Origin of the sequence: Streptomyces sp. L2 (assembly GCF_004124325.1) — a bacterium.
Lineage (GTDB): Bacteria > Actinomycetota > Actinomycetes > Streptomycetales > Streptomycetaceae > Streptomyces.
Map to the genome: position 1 here is coordinate 7,107,577 of NZ_QBDT01000001.1, position 16,576 is coordinate 7,124,152.

The window sequence follows — 16,576 nt, forward strand, 5'->3', positions numbered from 1 at the left end:
CGACCGGCCGCGCCTCCGAGGCCGGCGGCCAGGCCCGACGCCCGGCCGGGCCGAGAAACGCCCGGCCGGCTTCAACACCTTTCGGCCCTGCTGAACACCGCGCGGGCGGCGGGTCGTCGTGACCCGCCGCCCGCGCGGTGTTTCAGCGGTCTCACCGGCTGCGCGCTGCAGGCGGCTTCCCGGGCGTGGGGCGCGTGCGGCGGACCTCCGGCCCGACCGCAGGCGCGCCTCGCCGCTCACCCGCCCCGGGCGCCTCGCTCCCGCCCGAGCGCCGCAGGCGGTCTCAGCCCGGGACGGCCGACCGGGCGGGCGTGGGGGCCGCGGCCTCGGCGTGGGCGACGGCCGGGGCCGCGGCCGGTACGGTGGCCGGGGTCGGCTGGACCTCGACGAAGCGCGGGGCGGACGGCTGCGCCTCGGTGCGGCGCGGGGTGCGGGCCGGCTGCCTGCGGGCCACGGGTGCGGCCGGCAGGGTGAACCAGACGGTCTTGCCGCTGTCGCCGTCCGGACGCGCGCCCCAGCTCTCGCTCATCGCGGCGACCATCGCCAGCCCCCGCCCGCAGGTGGCCATCGGCGCGATGTCGGCCGCGTCGGACACCTCGGCCACCACCGGAAGGCGCGGATCGTGGTCGCGCACCGACACCGTGAGCCGGTCGGGGCGCAGCTCCAGCTCGACCGTGCACGACTTGTCCGGCTGGGCGTGCCGGTGCACGTTGCTGAGCAACTCGGTCACACCGAGCGCGGCGCGGTCTATCAACGGGTCCATATGCCAGTAGCGCAACTGCGCAGATACGATTCTGCGGACCTGGCCGATCCGCGACGGCAGGGCTTGGAGCTCCACCGTGCAGTGCCTGCTTGGGTGACTGATCACGGCTGCGACTCCCCGATGCAGAGGTCCGGACGAACCGGAGGAACACGGAGAACAACGGATCCAGCAGGGAGCTTGCGTCCAAACGTCCGCCTGCTGTCATGGCCGGCGGGCTGGTTCGCAGCGTTATCGCCGGTAAACCCAGAGTGACGTGAGACCAGCGTGACGTAGCGCACGCGCTCCCGCAACTCGCCACGACGGCGGGCCGCTCAGCCGCCACGTCCGGCGGCCCGGCGCACCGCCTCGATGAACCGCCGCGCGGCGGGCGGCCCCGGCTCGCCCGGAGCGGGGTCGTGGTCGCCCAGGGTCAGCAGGTACCGCTTGCCGTTGAGGTCGGCCAGCGCGCGGTCGTCCGCCGCGAACCACGGTTTGGACGCGCGCACCGCCTGCACGGGCGCGCTGTCGATCTCACTGCCGTAGCTGGTGAGCAACTCCAGCCTGCCGTCGTTGATCCGGACCTGTCCGGCCCGGGTGAGCGAACGCAGCCGTTTGCCGATCCGCACGCCCATGGCCGTGAACTCCGGCTCCGCCATTCCTCGCCGCCCCCTCGCGCGTCTCCCTGCGTGATCCAGTGTGCGCCCCGTGCGGGACGACCGTCCCGTCCGGAGCAGTCTGCTCCGATGCGGCGTGCTGCACCAGTACGCGCGGGGCAGGTGCGACGAGCGCCCGGAGCACTTGGCCGAATGCGCCCCCGAATGTTTCGTACGCCTGTGCCCCAGGCCGGTCTTGGGGTGGCTCAAAGATACGTTTATGCAGGTGGGAAGTGGTGCTAAGGGTGCTTATGATCGAGGTGTCGGCCGCGCGCAGCGCCGTCGGCGACCACCCTAAGGAGCACCGCCGTGAGCCCCGTCCCCCAGATCCGCACCGGCGACACCCTCGACGTCGACCGCAGCGACGTCGCCTACCGCGACTGGCTGAAAGAAGCCGTCCGCAAGGTTCAGGCCGACGCCAACCGCTCGGCGGACACCCACCTGCTGCGCTTCCCGCTGCCCGAGCACTGGGGCATCGACCTGTACCTGAAGGACGAGTCGACGCACCCGACCGGCAGCCTCAAGCACCGCCTCGCCCGCTCGCTGTTCCTCTACGGCCTCTGCAATGGCTGGATCCGGCCGGACCGGCCGGTGATCGAGGCGTCCAGCGGTTCCACTGCCGTCTCCGAGGCCTACTTCGCCAAGCTGATCGGCGTGCCGTTCATCGCGGTGATGCCGCGCACGACGAGCGCCGAGAAGTGCCGTCTGATCGAGTTCCACGGCGGCCGGTGCCACTTCGTGGACGACTCCCGGAAGATGTACGAGGAGTCCGCCCGCCTCGCGGTGGAGACCGGCGGCCACTACATGGACCAGTTCACCTACGCCGAACGGGCGACCGACTGGCGCGGCAACAACAACATCGCCGAGTCGATCTTCCGCCAGCTGGAGCTGGAGCGGTATCCCGAACCCGCCTGGATCGTCGCCACCGCGGGCACCGGCGGCACCTCCGCGACCCTCGCCCGCTACGTCCACTACATGCAGTACGACACCCTCGTCTGCGTCGCCGACCCGGAGAACTCCTGCTTCTTCGAGGGCTGGACCACCGGCGACCCGGACGTCGGCTGCGACTGCGGCTCCCGCATCGAGGGCATCGGCCGCCCGCGCATGGAGCCGAGCTTCGTGCCCGGCGCCATCGACCGCATGATGAAGGTGCCGGACGCGGCCAGCGTCGCCGCCGTGCGCGCCCTGGAGCGGGCCATCGGCCGCAAGGCGGGCGGCTCCACCGGCACCGGCCTGTGGAGCGCGCTGAAGATCGTCTCCGAGATGGTCGCCCAGGGCCGCACCGGCAGCGTGGTCACCCTGCTGTGCGACCCCGGCGACCGCTACCTCGACAAGTACTACTCGGACGCGTGGCTGGCCGAACAGGGCCTCGACATCACGCCGTACACCACCGCCATCGACACCCTGCTCGCGACGGGCAGCTGGCCGGACTGACGCCGCGGCCGGAACCTAACCGGCGAGCCGGCGCTCCAGGGCGCGGGCCGCGTCCCGGAAGGCGCGGCCCACGCCCGGACGGACCAGGCGCCACAGAAGACGGAACGCGGCGGTCCCGTCCAGAGCGAAGGTCATCCGGATCCGGGTCCCGCCGGCGGCCGGGGTGAGCTGCCACTCCTCGACCCAGGCGCGGGCCCCCGGCGCGTTGGTCACGTCGACGCGGTACGCGTACACCTCCGGTGCCTTCGCCACCAGCACCGACTCCTCGAAGCGGGTACCGCCCCGCAGCCGGACCTCGCGCCCGCCCTCGGTCGGACGGGCCGAGGTCACCGCCGAGAACCACTCCGGCCAGCCGGACACGTCCTCGGCGAGCGCGCGGAACACCGCCTCCGGAGCGGCGGCGACGTCCCGGGTGAACACGAGCCGTACCGGCGCGGTCCCGACGAAGTCGATCCCCACCGGGCGCAGACGACGAGCCATGAACGACGACACCCCCTGTGCAGTCCCTTGAACCGCCCGAGTCCCTCGGCAGGACCGGGAGACGACGGGGCTCAGGGTAGCTGGCGGGCCGTCAGATGTCGTCGTCCTCGGTCTCGCCCGCCACCACCAGCCGCAGGTGCTCGGAGATCTCCGCCCGCGCCTCGCCCGGCAGCCCGGCGTCGGTGACCAGCGTGTCCACCTGCTCCAGGGCGGCGAACGAACTCAGGCCCACCGTGCCCCACTTGGTGTGGTCGGCGACCACCACGACCCGCCGCGCCGACTGCACCAGCCGCCGGTTGGTCTCGGCCTCCGCGAGGTTCGGCGTGGACAGGCCCGCCTCCAGCGATATGCCGTGTACGCCCAGGAAGAGCAGGTCGAAGTGGAGACTGCCGATCGCCTGGTCGGCGACCGGTCCCACGAGCGAGTCGGACGGCGTGCGCACCCCGCCGGTCAGCACCACCGTGGCCGCGCCCTGCCGCTGCCCCGAGGTGCGCTGCGCCGCGTGGAAGACGTCCGCGACCCGCACCGAGTTCGTCACCACGGTCAGCTCGGGCACCTCCAGCAGGTGCTGAGCCAGCGCGTACGTCGTCGTACCGCCGGACAGGGCGATCGCCGTGCCCGGGCTGACCAGGCGGGCGGCGGAGCGCGCGATGTCCTCCTTGGCGGTCAGCTCCAGACCCGACTTGGCCTCGAACCCCGGCTCGTGCGTGCTCGCCTCGACCACCGGCACCGCGCCGCCGTGCACCTTCTCCAGCACACCCTGGCGGGCGAGCGCGTCCAGGTCGCGGCGCACGGTCATGTCCGACACGCCGAGCTTGCGGGTCAGTTCGTTGACCCGCACACCGCCCCGGCGCCGGACCTCGTCCAGGATCAGGGCGCGGCGCTGCTCCGCGAGGAGGTTCTGATTCTCGCTCACGTACGCTCCGGTCCTTTCGCCGCCAGCCGTCCGACACACCCGTCACACCTGCCGCGACCAGGGTGTTCGGCCGTCCCCGGTGTGGGGGCGTCCCATCTTTTCACGTGGGGGCACCGGTTGCGCCATTACCCGGCACGAGGTGATCGTGCCAGTCGCCCCGCGACGGGCCGGCCGGTGTCACCCGGATCGGGGAGATTCCGCGCCGGGAGCTGCGTTCCGCCCCGCAACCGGAGGATCCTGGTGCCCGCACGGGCAGGAGGCCTCAAGGAGCGTCACGGGGGAAGTGCGGACAGTGGAGCGTGCGCAGGAACGCGGCGCGGGGCGGCGGACGAGCGGCCCGGCCGGGCGGCCGGCCCCGGAGCCCGACCTGGAACTCCTCGTCCACGGCGTCGGCGGCACCACCCCGCAGAAGATGCTCGGCGACCCGCGCACCGTCCGGATCACCGGCGACGACACGGCCGCGATCTTCCGGCGCGCCGAGGACGTCCACGCGGAGGACGTCCACGCCGAGGCGGTTCACACCGGTGACGTCCACGCCCAGATCCGGCCCGGTGGCCACCGCGACGGGCCGGTGCGGGAGGCGTACGTCTGGTGCAACCTCACCTCCGGCGACTCCACCCGCGCCCTGTGGCTGTTGCTGCTGCCGTTCATGGTGGTCAACCTCGCGCACTGGATGCGCCCCGCGGCCCCCGGCCGCCCGCGCGCCGTCCGGCTCTACGGCCTCCTCGTGCGGCTGACCGCGCTCACCCTGACCGTCCTGCTCGTCGCCGCCGCCTGCGAAGTCGCCCTGGACCTGGTGGCCTGGCAGTGCGCCGGTACGGCCGCCTGCGCCGGACGCCACTCCTGGCTGGCCTTCCTCACGCCCGGCGCCACCGGCGGCCCCTGGTGGAGCGCGCCCGGCCGCCGGCTCGCCCTCGCCGCCGTGGCCCCGGCGGCCCTCACCGCCCTGCTGTGGTACCTCTCCCACCGCACCTGGAGCGCGTACGAGTCTCACCAGCCGATGGCCCGGGACCCCGAACCCGACCCGGACGGCAGCGCGCTGGCCCGGCCCGGCTTCTGGTACGGCCGTCGCCTGGTGGCCCGGCTGCGCGCCGCGCACACCGCGGCCGGGCTGCTCACAGTCGCCGCCGCCGTCACCGCGCCCGCCGCCCGCTTCGACCACCGGACCGGCGGCCCGGCGGCACTGGACGCGCTGAGCTGGGCGCTCACCGCCGCCCTCGGCGCCGGGGCGCTCGCCGTGACCGGCGTGGTCTGCCGACGCGGCCGCAGCGAGCGCAGCCCCGACCGCACCCTGGACCGCCGTCTCGTCCGCCTGCTGCCGCTCGGCGCCCTCGCCGTGCTCCTGCTCGCCCTGCTGTACGCCGGCTGGTCCCGGCCGGGCTGGCGGTCCGCAGGCCGGCTGCCCGGCGACGCGGCGTTCGGCACCCTCATGCTGGTCCAAGGACTGCTGGTCGTCGTCCTCGGCGCCGTCGCCCACAGGCTGTACCGCCGCGACCCCGACCCGCGCGCCGGGATGCGTGGTCTCGGCGGACCGGCCGTCGCCCTGCTCGCGTGCGCGCTCGGCGGTGTCATCTCCGGCGGTCTCGCCCAGCGGGTCGCCGACTGGCTGGACGGCACCCGGGCCGGCCTCGACGGGCCGGCGCTGCTGCTGACCTGGCAGGCGTCCACCATCCCGCCCGTGCTGGCGGTGCTGCTGGTCCTGGCCGCCGTGCTGGCCGTGCGCACCGCTCGCCGCAGCCGCGCCGAACGCGTGCGGGTGCGCCAGGAGCACCCGGGGGAGCCGGAGTACCCGGCCCGCACCCGCGCCATCGCCCACGCGCGGGCCATGGCTACCCTCACGGACCGCGCCCCGCTCGTCGTCACGGTCCTGTCCGCCGCCACCCTGCTGCTGGGCGCCGCCGCCCTGTCCGGCGCCCTGGCCACCGGGCGCACACCCGACGGCGCGGCCCGCAGGACGTTCACCGCCGTCCAGGGTGTCGCCGAGACGTCACAGGCGCTCGGCTCCTGGCTGGTCGGCCTCGGCTTCCTGACCTTCGTCACCTGGGGCCGGCGCGCCTACAAGGACGCCTCCGCCCGGCGCACCATCGGCATCCTGTGGGACGTCGGCACGTTCTGGCCGCGGGCCGCCCACCCGTTCGCCCCGCCCTGCTACGCCGAACGCGCGGTCCCCGACCTGACCTGGCGGATGGCGACCTGGACCGAGCGGACCGGTGGCCGTCTGGTCCTCTCCGGCCACTCCCAGGGCAGCGTCCTCGCCGCGGCGGCCGCCTGGCAGCTGACCCCGTCCGTGCGCCGCCGGGTCGCCCTGCTCACCTACGGCTCCCCACTGGAACGGCTCTACGGCCGATGGTTCCCCGCCCACTTCGGGCCGCCCGCGCTCAGCGCCCTGCACCGGGAGATCGCCTGCTGGCGCAACCTGTACCGGCGCACCGACCCCATCGGCGGCCCGGTCCGGCTCCCCGACGACCACGGCCCCGACGTGGACCACGCCCCGCTGAAGGACCCCCTCGCCTACGGCCGCACCGCCGAACACCCGCTCCCGGCCCCGGTCCTGGGCCACTCCGACTACCAGGCCGACCCCGTGTTCGCGCGCGTACGCGGCCGGCTCCTGGCCCGGCTGCACCCGGAGCTGCCCGCCCAGCGCCCCGAACCGGAACCGCCGGGCTGACTCCGGTCAGCCGAAGTGCTCGACGTACTCCAGGACGACTCCACCGGTGTGCCGGACGGTGGCGTTGCGGCCGGTGGGGACCTGGTTCGGGCCGTCGACGATCTCCCCGCCGTGTTCCCGCAGCAGCGCCGGCAGCCCGTCCAGGTCGTCCACGAGGACCGTGCTCTGCGTGGCCCGGAACGGGGCGAGCGCTTCCTCGCCCCCCGCGACGACCAGGAAGCCGCCGATGCCGGCCACCTCCACGCCCCGGTGGTGGAAACGGGTGCGGGTGTCCTCACCCGTCAGGGCGCGCAGCGCCGGCAGCGCGGCGTCGAGGTCGTCGACGTAGAGCCGGGCGAGCGTGGCCAGCACCTTCATACGGGATCCTCCAGGAGCGTGAGCGGTCGTCGGGTGGCTGGGGCAGACGGGCCCTAGGGCAGGTCCGGCAGGTCGTCGGCGTACAGCAGAGTCAGGTCGTCGGTGCTCGGGTCGTCGAGCTGGGCGACCCGGCTCGCGTGCCGCTCGACCATCGCCTCGAACGTCTGCCGTGCCGTGCGGCCGTTGCCGAACGCGGGCCCCTTGGGGAGCGCCGTGAAGTACGTCAGCAGCGCCTCGGACGCGTCCGGCGCGATCCGGTACTCGTGCTCGTCGGCCTGCTGTTCCACGATCCGCAGCAGTTCTCCGGGGCCGTAGTCGCCGAAGGTGATGGTCCGGGAGAAGCGGGAGGCCACACCGGGGTTGACGGACAGGAAGCGTTCCATCTCCGCCGTGTACCCGGCGACGATCACCACGACCGCGTCCCGGTGGTCCTCCATCAGCTTCACGAGCGTGTCGATGGCCTCCTTGCCGAAGTCCCGGCCGGCGTCCTCGGGGGAGAGCGCGTACGCCTCGTCGATGAACAGCACGCCGCCGTGCGCCCGCTGGAAGGCCTCCTGGGTGCGGATCGCGGTCGAGCCGATGTGCTCCCCGACCAGGTCCACCCGGGACACCTCCACCAGGTGGCCCTTCTCCAGCACGCCCAGGGAGGCGAGGATCTCGCCGTAGAGCCGGGCGACCGTCGTCTTGCCGGTGCCGGGGGAGCCGGTGAACACCAGGTGCCGCTTGACCGAGGCCGCCTTCAGGCCGGCCCGCTGCCGGCGCCGGCCCACCTCGATCATGTCGGTCAGCGCCCGTACCTCCCGCTTGACGCTCTCCAGACCCACCAGCGCGTCGAGTTCACCGAGGACGGCCTTCGACGTCCGGGCCGGCTCCGGCTCGGAAGCCGCCACGAGAGGCTCCTGTTCCGTGCTGCGCTGTCCCGGGATCGCACCCAGCAGCCCGGCCGGCCGGGACGCCGTCTCCACCGCCGTCTCCCGGGCGGCCGGGGGCCGCGGGCCGCCGCTCTCGTCGCTCGTGCACTCCTCCACCACCGGGCCCGACCCGGCCACCCCGTCGGGGCCGCCGTCCGCGAACTCGTAGCCCCCGCGGGCGCACCGCTCCGTGCGGCACTTCCTGAGCGTCGTGCGGCAGCCGTCGATCACATGGAAGCCGTAGCCCCCGCTGCCCGTGACACGGCAGCCCAGGAAGCTGCCCCGGCCGCCCGCCGAGACGTAGAAGCCCGCCTCGGCGGGGGAGTCGACCGTGCACCGCTCGATGACCGGGTCCGCGCCCTTGGTGACGATCACCCCGGTCTGCGTGCCGTCCACGGTGCAGTTGTTGAGCGTGCCGCCGCTGCCGTGGTCACGGAACCAGGCGCCGGTGGCCGCCTCCCGGATCCGGCAGTCGTCGAGCTGCGCGGTCGCGCCGTCGCTCACCGACACCGCCGTGTTGCGCACCTGAGACAGATCGCTGTCGACGACGTCCGCGCGCGAGCCGCGGTCCAGCACGAACAGGGCGTCCGGCACGTCGTGCACCCGGCACGAGTCGAGCACCACCGTGGCCCCGTCGCTCACCCACACCGCCGGGTAGTCGCCGGTGCTGTCGAAGATCTCGCACTGGTTGGCGTCCACCCGGGTGCCCGGATCCCACACCGACAGGCCGTTGCGCCCGAACTGACGGACCGTCGTCCGGGTCAGGGTCAGCACCGAGCGGGAGCGCAGGTCCACCGCGTTCTCCGGGATGTCGTGGATCCGGCAGTCGGCCAGCGTCAGCACCGCGTCGGTGTCCAGCGTGACCCCGTCGGCGGTGGTGCGGTGCACGTCGCAGTCCGTCAGCTGCGCCATGGCCGCCTGGGTGACCTGCAGCCCGGCGCCCCGGACCTCGTACACCTCGCAACCGAACGCCTCCAGCGCGGAGTTCTCGCCGGTCACCGTCAGCCCGGTGCCCGAGGCGTGGTGCACCCGGCAGCGCTCCAGCCGGGGCCGGGCACCGCCGCGGACGGCGACGCCCGCCTGCCCGGCCGCGACGACCTCGCACTCCTCGAACACCCCGCCCGCGCCGTCCAGGACGGCGATGCCGATGCCGGCCGGGTTGTCGACCGTGCAGCGGCGCACGGTCGGCCGGGCCCCGCCGCGCACCTCGACGCCGGCCGCGGACCGGGTGACGATCCTCAGGTCGTGCAGCTCGGGCGTGCCCTCCTCGACGAGCAGCGCGGGCGCGGCCGCGTCCTGGCCCTCGACATGCAGGTCCCGCACCACGGCCGAGGCGCACACCGTCAGCGGCACCCCGTCGGCCGGCGCGATCCGCACCGAGCCCGGGGAGCCCTCCGGTCCGCGCAGCGTCACCGCCCGCTGGACGACGAGGTTCTCCCGGTAGGTGCCGGGTGCGACGGTGAGGACGTCGCCGTCGGCGGCGGCCTCCAGGGCGGCGGCGAGCGACGCGTACTCACCCGTGCGGCGCCGCCACCGCGATGTGCCGGTGTGCGTCACCTGGACCGTGCCCTGTGCCATGGCGTTGCCGTGCCCCCACCTCGTCGTACCGATGACTCGTTCGCCGCCGGGGCGCCAGGAACGCGCCGCGGCGGGTTTGTCCACGCGCGGGTCGTCGCCGAAAGCGTCTCGGCCGGTCCACCGTAGCGTGCGCGCGGACCATGGGTTGACCAGAGGCTTCAGGCCGTCAGCTGCCGGTGCCTGCCTTGCCCCAGTCCGGGCCCGCCCGGTCCCAGGCCCGGTCCCAGCCCGCGTACCGCCGGCGGACCATGCGCCAGACGATCAGCCGGCGGACGCTCTCGACCAGCCCGCCGACCGCCAGGGCCGCGCCGAGCCCGGCCAGCACGGCGTGGGTCGTCGCCGTGGCGGGATCCAGCGGGCGGGTCGCTATCTGGCCGCGCGTGTCCGTCCAGACCTGGAAGTGGTCGCCCTGGCGCGGGGACTTGAGGGCGGCCAGGACCGGGCCGCGCCGCTCGCTGCCGTCCGGCGCGCGCCAGTCGGCGAGGACGCGGCTGCGGATGCGGCGTGCGGTGGCGGAGTCCGGATCGTTCGCCGCGGGAGCGCCGCCCAGCCGGCGCACCACCGTGGCCGTCACGAGGTGGCGGGCGTGCCGCTGCTCCCGCACGGACCGCTGCAGGGAGTTCTGGGCGGCGGCGCCGACCAGGGATCCGGTCAGCGGTGCGGCCACGGCGATCAGCAGCAGAGCCACGAGGGCCACCCACGCCTCGGTCAGATCGGTCGCGCGGCGCAGCGGATTGCGCCGCCAGCGCCACAGGCCGGTGATCACCCGCACGCTCCCGCACCCCCTTCCCGCTCGTGAAGGCCCCGGCCTCAGCCGCCCGCCGCCGACGCGTCGAGCAGTGCGCGGCATCCCCTGTGACCGGGACCTCTCATGAACTTCTCACAATCACGCAACGACCGGGGCCCGTCTTCGGGTTCCCGGTCGCGGCACTCGTTCGGGGTGTCTTCCCGCGGCTGTCGCGGGGGTCTCGTCCGGGGTGTGGAGTCCGGCGGCCGGCTACGCGAGGATCCGCACCGGGTCCCCGACTCGGATGACGCCGGGGGAGAGGGGCACCAGGTTCTGACCGAACAGGAGGCTCTGTCCGAACCGGCGGTAGCGCGCCAGCGTCCGCAGCGGTTCCCGGCCGCGGACGCCCGTGTCCTGGCCGGTCGTCGTGACGACGCAGCGCGCGCACGGCTTGGTCACCCGGAACTCGACCTCGCCGACCGCGAGGCGCGACCAGTCGTCCTCGGCCCACGGCTCGGTCCCGGCGACGACCACGCTCGGCCGGAAACGGTTCATGGGCAGGGGGCCCTCGGCCGCGCGATCGCCCGCGGCGATCAGGGAGTTCAGCGAGTCCAGGGAGGCGACGGTGGTCACCATCAGGGGGTAGCCGTCGGCGAAGCTCACCGTCTCGCCGGGCCGGGCGAAGTCGGGGTCGAGCGGGCGGCGGGCGGCCGGGTCGTCCATGTGGACCAGCCGCGCCCCGGCCCCCAGATACGTGGAGCACCAGGCATGGGCGGCCTCCGCCGCCGGCACCGCCTCGACCTTCGTGCCGAAGATGTCCACCGGCACGGTCACGGTGGGCTCCGGCACGGCCACCGCCAGCGGCTCGTGTCCGGGCGCGGACAGCCGGATGCCGCCGCCGGGCATCGGCTCGGCGGCGGCCAGTGCGAGGCGCGGCTGCTCCCGCTGGGTGACGACCTTTCCCCCGTCGTCGATCAGCACCCAGCGGCGGTCACCGGCCAGGCCCCATGGCTCCACCACGGCCTCCCGGGGCGAGAAGCCCCGGAGCGCCTTGACCGGATGGACGTGGATCGACTGCAGCTCGGCGTACCCCATACGGCCATCGTGCCAGGCGGCGCCGACAGCCGGGGCGCGCCGGTCAGTAGCCGCGGTACTGCTGGTTGTTGTACGGGTCCTGGTATGGGGCCTGCGGTCGCGGTGCCGCCGGACGCATCGCCTCGTACCCCGTGCCCGGGGCCATCGGGCGCTGCTGCGGGGCCTGCGGTCCCGGATAGCCGCGCGGCGCGCTCGCCTGCTGCGGGATGTACGCCGTGGGCGCCTGCTGCAGCGGCTGGGGCGTCATCTGCGGATAGCCGTAGGCCGGAGCCTGCGAGGGGCCCGCGGGGAGGGCGGGCAGCGCCGACGGCAGGGCGGGCAGGCTGCTGCCCATGTCGTAGGCGGCCGGGACCCGGATCGGGGCGATCTGCGGGGTGCCCCGCTCGGCGACGAGCGAGTCGTAGATCGGGGTGTCCGGGAAGGAGGCGGAGTAGTAGCCGCCACCATAAGTGGAGCGGGGGGAGGTCATGGCACATAAGTTAAGCCCACGATGTGCTGGTTGGGGAGACCGATAAGAGGGTTGTTTTCCGTGTCGCCAGTGAGTTGGGATCCCCAATCCGAGCGAACTTGGCAAAAATGGACGTCGAACACGGTTTGATTCGTGTAAAGCCCGAGCTCCTGGCGGGTTACCGGCGGTTGACCGGTGATCTTCGTGTGCCGTTCGCACGCGTTCCGCGGCCGACGGGAATAGGTTGAGCGGGTAGGGATGACCGGGACGGCCGGGCGCCGACACCTGATGGGGGCGGACATGTCAATGGCGAAAGGATCGAATGCGCCGGTGCCGACCACGGCCCTGCGCGTCGAATTGGGCTGGCGCTCCGGTGCCGGCGTACCCGACGCGGACGCCTCGGCGCTGCTGTTGGCCGCCGGAAAGGTGCGCTCCGACGGCGACTTCGTCTTCTACAACGAGCCCGCGCACACCTCCGGAGCGGTCCGTCACGAGGGCAAGCGGACGACCGGCGGCCGCGTCACCGACACTCTTTTTGTGGACCTCGCGCGCGTGGAGGGCGCCATCGAGCGCGTCGTCCTCGCCGCGTCCGCGGACGGGGGCACCTTCGGCCAGGTCCCGGACCTCTACATCGAGGTGAGCGACGCGGCCGCCGGCGGTGTCGTCGCCCGCTTCGACAGCCCCGGCGCCACGGCCGAAACCGCGTTCGTGCTCGGCGAGTTCTACCGCCGCCAGGGCGGCTGGAAGTTCCGGGCCGTCGGCCAAGGCTACAGCAGCGGACTCGAAGGCCTCGCGACGGACTTCGGCATCACCGTCGACGAGCCGCAGCACACCGCACCGGCCACCGCTCCGACCGCCCCTCCTGTCCCGCCACCTCTGACGACACAGGCGCCGGCCACCCCGGCCCCGGCTCCCGTCACACTGCCGCCGCCCCCGCCCGGTGCGACGCCTGTCCCGCTGCCCCCGCCCCCGGCCGGTGCGACCCCCGCCCCGCTGCCGCCGCCCCCGAACACCCGGCCCGCTCCCGTGCCCCCGCCGCCCCCGGCCGCCCCGGCAGCGCCCGCCGCCCCGGTCCGTCTGTCCAAGGTCACCCTCACCAAAGCCGCCCCCTCGGTCTCGCTGGCGAAACAGGGCGGCACCTCCGGCACCATGCGGGTCAACCTCAACTGGCAGACCCGCAAACGCTTCGGCGGCCGGTGGGGCGCCGGGGGCGGTGACCTCGATCTGGACCTGTGCGCCCTGTACGAACTCGCGGACGGCCGCAAGGGCGTCGTGCAGGCCCTCGGCAACGCGTTCGGATCGCTGCACCGGCCGCCGTACATCCACCTCGACGGCGACGACCGCACCGGCGCCGTCGCGAGCGGCGAGAACCTCACCATCAACCTCGACCACCGCGGCGACTTCCGGCGCATCCTGGTCTTCGTCACCATCTACGAAGGAGCCACCTCCTTCGCCGACCTGCACGCCACGGTCACTCTCCAGCCGCAGCACGGCGCACCGGTCGACTTCTCCCTGGACGAGTGCACCGTCCCCTCCACGGTGTGCGCGCTCGCCCTCCTCACCAACACCGGCGGCGACCTCGTCGTCCAGCGGGAGGCGCGGTACCTGGTGCCGGAGCGCGGGGTGAGTCCGCAGCGGACCATAGACCGCTCCTACGGGTGGGGCATGAACTGGACGCCCGGCCGCAAGTAGCCGCCGGGGCGACGGCGGCCCGGTGACCCGGTGCCCCGCGGTGTGCGGACGCCGGGTCAGCCCTCGTCCGGCACGGCACCCGGACGCGCGTACGTCCGGCCCTTCCAGGCGGCCCCGCGCCCCCGGTAGTGCTGCACGGCCGAATCGACCGTCATGAGGAGATAGAGGAACGCGGTGAACGGCAGCAGCGGGGCGAGCCACAGCGGCTGCCCGTAGTAACGGAGCATCGGCAGGTACGTCGCCGTCATCACCGCCCACGCCAGCGCACCGGCCGCCATCGTCGCCGCACTGCCCGCGACCGCGCCCGCCACGACCGCCGCCGGCGGCACCAGGTACACCAGCGCCAGACCCGCGACCGTGCCGAGGAGCAGCAGCGGGTTGTGCCGCAGCTGCGCGTACGCGCTGCGCGAGACCATCCGCCACAGGTCGTGCAGCCGCGGGTAGGGCCGCACGCTGTCCACCCGCTCGGCCAGCCCCAGCCAGATGTGTCCGCCACCGCCCTTCACCGCGCGCGCGAGCGCCACGTCGTCGATGACGGCGTGCCGGATGGCGTCCGGGATCCGCGCCCGCTCGGCCGCGCCGGCGCGCAGCAGCACACAGCCGCCCGCCGCGGCCGCCGTCCGCGACCCTCGCCGGCCGATCCACCGGAACGGGTACAGCTGCGCGAAGAAGTAGACGAACGCCGGCACCACGAGCCGCTCCCACAGGCTCTCCACCCGCAGCCGGGCCATCTGCGACACCATGTCGAAGCCCCCGGTGCGGGCTGCCGCCACCAGCGTGCGCAGGCTGTCCGGCGCGTGCGCGATGTCCGCGTCCGTCAGCAGCAGGAACTCGGGCTCACGCGCGCGTGCCAGACCGATGCCGTGCCGCACCGCCCACAGCTTGCCCGTCCAGCCCGCCGGCGGCTCACCGGGGGAGCCCACCGTGAGCGGCAGCCCCCCGGTCCGCGCGGCCAGCTCGCGGGCCACTTCACCGGTGCCGTCCGTGCTGCCGTCGTCGACGAGGAAGACCTCGGCCCGCCCCGGATAGTCCTGCGCCAGCAGCGAGGGCAGGCTCAGCGGCAGCACCTCGGCCTCGTCCCGCGCGGGGACCACGACGGCCACCGACGGCCACACCCCCGGATCGTCTCGGGGCGGCAGCCGCACATCGGTGCGCCAGAAGAAGCCCTGACAGAGCGACAGCCACAACCAGGAGAGGAGGGACACGACGGCGATCCACACGATGGCGCTCACGGGCGCAGTCTGCCCCACGCCACCGGCCCGAACCGGCTCATCGACTATCGTGGCCGGGTGAAGATCGCGCTCATGGACTCCGGAATCGGCCTCCTCCCCGCCGCCGCCGCGGTACGCCGGCTGCGGCCCGACGCGGAGCTGGTGCTGTCCTGGGACCCGGACGGCATGCCGTGGGGCCCGCGCACCCCCGAGGACATCACCGAGCGGGCCATCGCCGTGGCCGAGGCCGCCGCCGCGCACCGGCCCGACGTGCTGATCGTCGCCTGCAACACGGCCTCCGTGCACTCCCTGCCGCAGATGCGCGCGCGGTTCGAACCACAGCTGCCGATCATCGGCACCGTCCCGGCGATCAAGCCGGCCGCGGCGGGCGGCGGGCCCGTGGCCATCTGGGCGACCCCCGCCACCACCGGGAGCGCCTACCAGCGCGACCTGATCGACCGGTTCGCCGACGGTGTGACCGTCACCGAGGTGCCCTGCCCAGGGCTCGCGGACGCCGTGCACCACGCCGACGAGGCGGCCGTCTCCGTCGCCGTCGCCGCCGCGGCCGCCCGCACCCCCGACGACGTGACCACCGTCGTCATGGGCTGCACCAACTACGAACTGGTCGCCGACCGCATCCGCGCCGCCGTCCAGCGGCCCGGCCGACCGCCGCTCATCCTGCACGGGTCCGCCGGCGCCGTCGCCGCCCAGGCGCTGCGCCGTATCGGAGCGGAGCCGCAACCGGACGCCCCCGCGGAGACCGCGCTCACCGTGCTGCTCAGCGGACGTGAGGCGGAACTGCCCGACACCGCGCTGAGCTACGCGGAGGGGCGGCTGCTGACCGCCGTCGGCCCCCTCGCCGACCGGCGCTGAGAGACGTACGGCCGCTGGGCCGCCCGGAGCAGTCACGCCGCGGAACGGCTCCCGCGCGGTGAAAGCTGAGTAACCTCGTAGACATGAGGGACCACTCGCGTACCGAGGACGCCCCGCACCCCGACATCTGGACCGGACGCGCCACCAACCGGGTCCAGTGGCTGCTCGCGCTGGTCGGCGCGGCCTGCATGGCGCTCGGCGTCGAGCTGGCCGTCGACTCGGCGTGGACCTCGGGGGTCGCCCCGCTGGTGATGTCCGTGGTGGGCTGCATCGCGGCCGGACTGCTGGTCCTGTTCGGCACCCTCGCCTTCGTGCACGTCGACCTCCGGCTCGACCGGGAGTCCCTCGAAGTGCGCTGCGGCCACATCGGGCTGCCGCGCCGCCGCATCCCGCTGTCCCAGGTGGTCGGCGCGGACTTCACCGCCCACGTCACGCCGCGGCACTGGGGCGGCTGGGGGTACCGGTGGCTTCCCGAGAAGGGCACGGCGGTCGTCGTCCGGCGCGGCGAGGGCATCGTGCTGAGCCTGTGGGACGGACACACATTCACCATCACCGTGGACAACGCGGAGTCAGCGGTGCGGGTGATCAGGGCCCGCCTGCGCACGATCACACCGGGGACGGCGCGCTGAGGGATTCGGGCGGGCCGGGGGTGGGGTTCCCGCACCGGTGCTGAGAGGGTGCGGTCGGCCGCAGCTGGGGTACGGGGTGTCACTTACCGGCGCTGCCAGGGTGCCTCCCCCACTCTCGGCTTCGCTCGACCGGGGGGACCCCCACCGCCCACCCGTGCCGCC

Annotated in this window: 15 protein-coding genes; 5 read left to right on the forward strand and 10 right to left on the reverse strand. The window is 74.2% G+C overall.

The features are described from left to right. Window positions 1-283 precede the first annotated feature (283 nt). Window positions 284-868 (reverse strand): ATP-binding protein, encoded by a 585-nt coding sequence (locus DBP14_RS31850; RefSeq protein WP_129311034.1) that lies wholly within the window; start codon window positions 866-868, stop codon window positions 284-286. Window positions 869-1,074: 206 nt separating this feature from the next. Further along, on the reverse strand, window positions 1,075-1,398 hold the full coding sequence (locus tag DBP14_RS31855; RefSeq protein ID WP_129311036.1) for a hypothetical protein: 324 nt from the start codon (window positions 1,396-1,398) through the stop codon (window positions 1,075-1,077). A 306-nt stretch (window positions 1,399-1,704) separates the two neighbouring features. On the opposite strand from DBP14_RS31855, the gene DBP14_RS31860 reads away from it, so the two are divergent. Continuing rightward, the gene (locus tag DBP14_RS31860) at window positions 1,705-2,829 is read left to right on the forward strand and encodes a PLP-dependent cysteine synthase family protein (RefSeq protein WP_129311038.1); all 1,125 of its coding nucleotides are present in this window, start codon (window positions 1,705-1,707) and stop codon (window positions 2,827-2,829) included. A 15-nt stretch (window positions 2,830-2,844) separates the two neighbouring features. Here the strand turns inward: DBP14_RS31860 and DBP14_RS31865 are convergent, their stop codons facing one another. Both DBP14_RS31865 and DBP14_RS31870 read right to left on the reverse strand, forming a co-directional pair. Beyond that, window positions 2,845-3,309, reverse strand: a complete 465-nt coding sequence (locus tag DBP14_RS31865; protein WP_129311040.1) for an SRPBCC family protein — start codon at window positions 3,307-3,309, stop codon at window positions 2,845-2,847. Window positions 3,310-3,400: 91 nt separating this feature from the next. Further along, the gene (locus tag DBP14_RS31870) at window positions 3,401-4,225 is read right to left on the reverse strand and encodes a DeoR/GlpR family DNA-binding transcription regulator (protein WP_129311042.1); all 825 of its coding nucleotides are present in this window, start codon (window positions 4,223-4,225) and stop codon (window positions 3,401-3,403) included. Window positions 4,226-4,592: 367 nt separating this feature from the next. On the opposite strand from DBP14_RS31870, the gene DBP14_RS31875 reads away from it, so the two are divergent. After that, entirely contained in the window at window positions 4,593-6,893 is a 2,301-nt protein-coding gene (locus DBP14_RS31875; protein WP_129312182.1) for a hypothetical protein, read from the forward strand. Window positions 6,894-6,899: 6 nt separating this feature from the next. Here the strand turns inward: DBP14_RS31875 and DBP14_RS31880 are convergent, their stop codons facing one another. The 5 genes from DBP14_RS31880 to DBP14_RS31900 form a co-directional block, all read right to left on the reverse strand. After that, window positions 6,900-7,250, reverse strand: a complete 351-nt coding sequence (locus tag DBP14_RS31880) for a hypothetical protein (RefSeq protein WP_129311044.1) — start codon at window positions 7,248-7,250, stop codon at window positions 6,900-6,902. 53 nt (window positions 7,251-7,303) lie between these two features. Continuing rightward, window positions 7,304-9,739 carry a right-handed parallel beta-helix repeat-containing protein gene (locus tag DBP14_RS31885; protein WP_164992555.1) on the reverse strand — a complete coding sequence of 812 codons (2,436 nt, stop codon included), beginning with the start codon at window positions 9,737-9,739 and terminating at the stop codon, window positions 7,304-7,306. Between the two features lie 166 nt (window positions 9,740-9,905). Further along, a complete protein-coding gene (locus tag DBP14_RS31890; protein ID WP_129311046.1) occupies window positions 9,906-10,511 on the reverse strand; it encodes a hypothetical protein in 606 nt (201 codons plus the stop codon). 225 nt (window positions 10,512-10,736) lie between these two features. Then, a complete protein-coding gene (locus DBP14_RS31895) occupies window positions 10,737-11,561 on the reverse strand; it encodes an MOSC N-terminal beta barrel domain-containing protein (protein WP_129311048.1) in 825 nt (274 codons plus the stop codon). 43 nt (window positions 11,562-11,604) lie between these two features. Beyond that, the gene (locus DBP14_RS31900; RefSeq protein WP_129311050.1) at window positions 11,605-12,030 is read right to left on the reverse strand and encodes a DUF6643 family protein; all 426 of its coding nucleotides are present in this window, start codon (window positions 12,028-12,030) and stop codon (window positions 11,605-11,607) included. A gap of 285 nt (window positions 12,031-12,315) precedes the next feature. Between DBP14_RS31900 and DBP14_RS31905 the strand changes: the two genes are divergently transcribed. After that, the gene (locus DBP14_RS31905; RefSeq protein WP_129311051.1) at window positions 12,316-13,701 is read left to right on the forward strand and encodes a TerD family protein; all 1,386 of its coding nucleotides are present in this window, start codon (window positions 12,316-12,318) and stop codon (window positions 13,699-13,701) included. A 56-nt stretch (window positions 13,702-13,757) separates the two neighbouring features. Here the strand turns inward: DBP14_RS31905 and DBP14_RS31910 are convergent, their stop codons facing one another. After that, window positions 13,758-14,933 carry a glycosyltransferase gene (locus tag DBP14_RS31910; protein ID WP_129311053.1) on the reverse strand — a complete coding sequence of 392 codons (1,176 nt, stop codon included), beginning with the start codon at window positions 14,931-14,933 and terminating at the stop codon, window positions 13,758-13,760. A 57-nt stretch (window positions 14,934-14,990) separates the two neighbouring features. Here DBP14_RS31910 and DBP14_RS31915 point away from each other — a divergent pair, with 57 nt between their 5' ends. Next, window positions 14,991-15,785, forward strand: a complete 795-nt coding sequence (locus tag DBP14_RS31915) for an aspartate/glutamate racemase family protein (RefSeq protein ID WP_129311055.1) — start codon at window positions 14,991-14,993, stop codon at window positions 15,783-15,785. A gap of 83 nt (window positions 15,786-15,868) precedes the next feature. Next, window positions 15,869-16,414 (forward strand): hypothetical protein, encoded by a 546-nt coding sequence (locus DBP14_RS31920; protein WP_129311057.1) that lies wholly within the window; start codon window positions 15,869-15,871, stop codon window positions 16,412-16,414. The last annotated feature ends 162 nt before the right edge of the window (window positions 16,415-16,576 follow it).

Coding starts and splice junctions, on each gene's coding strand:
- DBP14_RS31880 (WP_129311044.1), bottom strand. CDS start 7,250: ATGAAGGTGCTGGCCACGCTCGCCCGGCTCTACGTCGACGACCTCGAC.
- DBP14_RS31905 (WP_129311051.1), top strand. CDS start 12,316: ATGGCGAAAGGATCGAATGCGCCGGTGCCGACCACGGCCCTGCGCGTC.
- DBP14_RS31885 (WP_164992555.1), bottom strand. CDS start 9,739: ATGGCACAGGGCACGGTCCAGGTGACGCACACCGGCACATCGCGGTGG.
- DBP14_RS31865 (WP_129311040.1), bottom strand. CDS start 3,309: ATGGCTCGTCGTCTGCGCCCGGTGGGGATCGACTTCGTCGGGACCGCG.
- DBP14_RS31855 (WP_129311036.1), bottom strand. CDS start 1,398: ATGGCGGAGCCGGAGTTCACGGCCATGGGCGTGCGGATCGGCAAACGG.
- DBP14_RS31895 (WP_129311048.1), bottom strand. CDS start 11,561: ATGGGGTACGCCGAGCTGCAGTCGATCCACGTCCATCCGGTCAAGGCG.
- DBP14_RS31900 (WP_129311050.1), bottom strand. CDS start 12,030: ATGACCTCCCCCCGCTCCACTTATGGTGGCGGCTACTACTCCGCCTCC.
- DBP14_RS31920 (WP_129311057.1), top strand. CDS start 15,869: ATGAGGGACCACTCGCGTACCGAGGACGCCCCGCACCCCGACATCTGG.